This is a genomic window from Aeromicrobium sp. (assembly GCF_050700635.1).
In the GTDB taxonomy this organism is placed as follows: Bacteria; Actinomycetota; Actinomycetes; order Propionibacteriales; family Nocardioidaceae; genus Aeromicrobium.
On the sequence record NZ_JBOHDT010000143.1, the window covers coordinates 1 to 3,173 of the forward strand.

Annotated in this window: 3 protein-coding genes; 2 read left to right on the forward strand and 1 reads right to left on the reverse strand. The window is 65.0% G+C overall.

Going from position 1 to position 3,173, the window contains the following annotated elements:
- Nucleotides 1-396 precede the first annotated feature (396 nt).
- Nucleotides 397-1,044 carry a DUF1326 domain-containing protein gene (locus tag ACRDPN_RS11045; RefSeq protein ID WP_431447590.1) on the reverse strand — a complete coding sequence of 216 codons (648 nt, stop codon included), beginning with the start codon at nt 1,042-1,044 and terminating at the stop codon, nt 397-399.
- Between the two features lie 208 nt (nt 1,045-1,252).
- Between ACRDPN_RS11045 and ACRDPN_RS11050 the strand changes: the two genes are divergently transcribed.
- Nucleotides 1,253-1,831: a DUF1326 domain-containing protein gene (locus ACRDPN_RS11050; RefSeq protein WP_431447592.1), complete on the forward strand. Its 579-nt coding sequence runs from the start codon at nt 1,253-1,255 to the stop codon at nt 1,829-1,831.
- Between the two features lie 14 nt (nt 1,832-1,845).
- Nucleotides 1,846-2,676: a DUF2182 domain-containing protein gene (locus ACRDPN_RS11055; RefSeq protein ID WP_431447594.1), complete on the forward strand. Its 831-nt coding sequence runs from the start codon at nt 1,846-1,848 to the stop codon at nt 2,674-2,676.
- The last annotated feature ends 497 nt before the right edge of the window (nt 2,677-3,173 follow it).

Consider the following 3,173-nt stretch of genomic DNA (forward strand, 5'->3'; position numbering starts at 1 on the left):
TCGCGGCGAAATGACGCATTCCGGGCGAGACCGGCCAGCCTGGATGCAACACCCATCAGTCCGTCAAGGGACCCCGAGTCCAAGACTCACCGACGGCAGCCCTCTCCGCCTGTTCGCCTTCGGGGAGATCCGCGACCTCTGAAAGGCTGGAGTCTTGGTCGAGGAGGTGCTGCCGGTGGATGACCTTCCAATCGTCGGGGGTCTGTTGGTGGTCGTCAGGCCCGCACGCGAACCCCCAGCCTTCCTGCTCACAACACACGTACAGGACAGGTCGCTGGGCAGTCAGAACGTGACTGCAGACGTATCACTTGTCGATCGAAATCGGGTGTGACATTACGGCTGCGGCCGGCAAGTGCACGGATCTCGGTGGCGCCGTGCGCCGCGACGACGAGCCCGTCAGGCTGCGTCCGGGCCGCTCCAGTCGAAGGTGATGTGCTTGCTCGACTTGCTCTCGTGCCTCCACGTGAACCCGAGTGCGTCGACCTCATCAGCCGTGGCCTTGCCCCAGGTGGCGACCTGACCCGGCCCGGTTTCGGCGCCAGGAAGATTCTCGATCCGGGGTGCCTTGCCATCACTCGTCGGACCTGACAAGACGTTCGCCGCCGCTCGCACACGTCCCGGGACCTCGGCGCGCCAGGAACTGAGGTCGTCGGCAATCTCGACCTCGATGGGTGCGAACTCGAGGCCGACCATCTCCGCGCCGAAGATCTCGTTGAAACGGCCGGGCCATCCACCGGCCTGTCCACCGAAGATCATCTGGAGGGCCCCACGCTGACCTTCGTCCGCACGTTCATCCAGCAAGACGCCCAACTTGGGGTTCGTGTGCGTGCCTTCCCAGGGGTTGCCCTCGAATGTGCCGAGGCCGACGACATTCAACCCATCCAGCGCGACGTCGCCGTACCTGCCATCCTCGACGTGCCAGATGAGGACACCTTCGCAGTAGTTGTCGTCAGGTGCCTGGGCCCACGAGCACGGACACGGGACATCGCACCGGCACACGTCGAACCATTGACCTCGAGCCTGCCATTCAGGAATATCGGCCATGATCCCTCCCGGGTGCCGACTGAATCCCCCGACTCTTCGATTGAAACACTGCGTGTTTCACAAGACAAGAGGCTGCTCACCAACCGTTCAATCGGTGAATATCTGCAGCCTTGACGGTCCATCACAGCAAGAGGAGGATCTTGTCTATTGATGACGGGGACAGCGCACCGACGCTTTCGCCGGCGCGCACGATCGATCGGAGGATCTCGTGGCGTATCGACTTGCAGGAACTTATGTAGGACATTGCGACTGCCGGCAGCTCTGTCCCTGCGCAGTCGACGGTCCGCCGACCGGCCGCGACGGCCAGTGCCACGGGCTGCTCGTGCACGATGTGACGGAGGGCAACCTCGACGACGTCAACCTTTCGGGTGTGCGGGTCGCGATGGAGTATCTGTCTCCGTCCAACATCAGCGCCGGCAACCTGAAGATCGGCATCGTGGTCGACAGCAGTGCGTCGGAAGAACAGGCGGACGCGCTCGCGCAGATCTTCAAGGGCGACGCAGGCGGCATGTTCGGCGACTTCGCTCCGCTGTTCGGTGAGTGGACCGGAGTCCGACGTGCCGACATCAGCTTCTCCGGCGGCGACGAGCCGTCGGCAAGTGTCGGCGGCACCGACGTGAACTTCACCGCGTTCCGTGGCGGCGACGGTGGTCTCACGACCATCAGCAACGCGATGTTCGGCTTCGGGCCGGTCTTCACGATCGGCCAGTCGTCGGGCACCTCGGAGGCCTTCGGCGAGTCGTTCGAAGCCAGCTACGGCGAGGCAGCCGCTTTCGAGTACGCCTAAACCGCGTCGTTGACGTGACGGCCCCGATGGAACCGGTCGCGGTTCGCCGCGCGCCCGCGCTGAGGACCTCGGTCAGGAACGGCCTGATCGGCTTGCTCCTGGTTCTGGCCGCGATCAGCTGGTGGGTTACCGACGACCGCATGATCGGCATGGACATGGGGCCGGCCACCGAGCCAGGCACGCTGTCGTTCTGGATTGCCTCCTGGGTGGTGATGATGGCCGCGATGATGTTCCCCTCCATCGCGCCGATGGTGCTGATGCACCGCAGGATCCAGCTCGGGAAGCGCGACCGCGGTGACGTCGTCCAAACCGGCGCGACAGCATTGTTCGTCACCGGCTACCTGCTGACCTGGTCGGCCGCCGGGCTCGTCAGCTACCTGGCTCTGTGGGCGGGGCACGCATGGTCACCCGCGTTCCTGGCCTGGGACAAGGCCGGACCCTACGTGGCCGGCGGCGCCATCGTCGGCGCCGGCCTCTACCAGCTCACTCCGTTCAAGGACCTCTGCCTCACCAAGTGCCGCAGCCCGTTCGAGTTCCTGCTCTCCGCCTGGCGGCCCGGCCGGATCGGCGCACTACGCATGGGGATGGGGCATGGCGCCTGGTGTGTGGGGTGCTGCTGGGCACTGATGCTCGCCCTCATCGCTCTCGGGGTGATGAGCATCGGGTGGATGGTCTTCATCGCGGCGCTGATCGCGTTCGAGAAACTCCTGCCCTGGAAGAAGGTCGCGAACCTGTCGATCGCGGTGCTGCTCGTAGCCCTCGGGCTTGGCGTGGCATTCGCGGCCGAGAACGTGCCGGGGCTGACGGTGCCGAGCGACGTCACCGGACCCACGATGAACATGTAGTCGGCAGCCGACAGTCAATTGATGCATCGATCGCGAGTCATTCTGGGCGGAAGGACGCACGTGCCCTTGGCACCTCAACCGTCGGAGCATTTTCTGTGGCGGCCTCTGCTTTGCCGATTCCGACTCTACGTAGATCAAGAGCGCCGGCTTCGCCGGCGCCTGCCGCGGGGCCCCGCGCTCCGGGCATGCGGCCTAGCGGCCGGTCCCTCCGCGCACCCCGCGCGGGTGAAGGTCCGGGCGTCATGATGCGGCATCTTGGACCCGACATCCGGGCTGTGTGCACGCGGGTCGAGGCTTGCGGCTCCTTCCCGTGCCGTGGCTTGACCACACGGCGTCCATGTCGATGCCTGCCGACAACGCATCTCGCATCCGGACGAAGGCGTTGTCCGAGTAGTAGGTGAGCTTCTGACTCTTGAACGTGAAGGTGTGTACGCAATCTGGATCACCGTCGACTCCGAGGTGGCGCCTCAGCGCGGTCGACTTCGGCAGAGTCAGGT

Bases quoted from the DNA above. Each gene is read 5' to 3' on its own strand.
- ACRDPN_RS11045 (WP_431447590.1), bottom strand. From the start codon at position 1,044: ATGGCCGATATTCCTGAATGGCAGGCTCGAGGTCAATGGTTCGACGTG.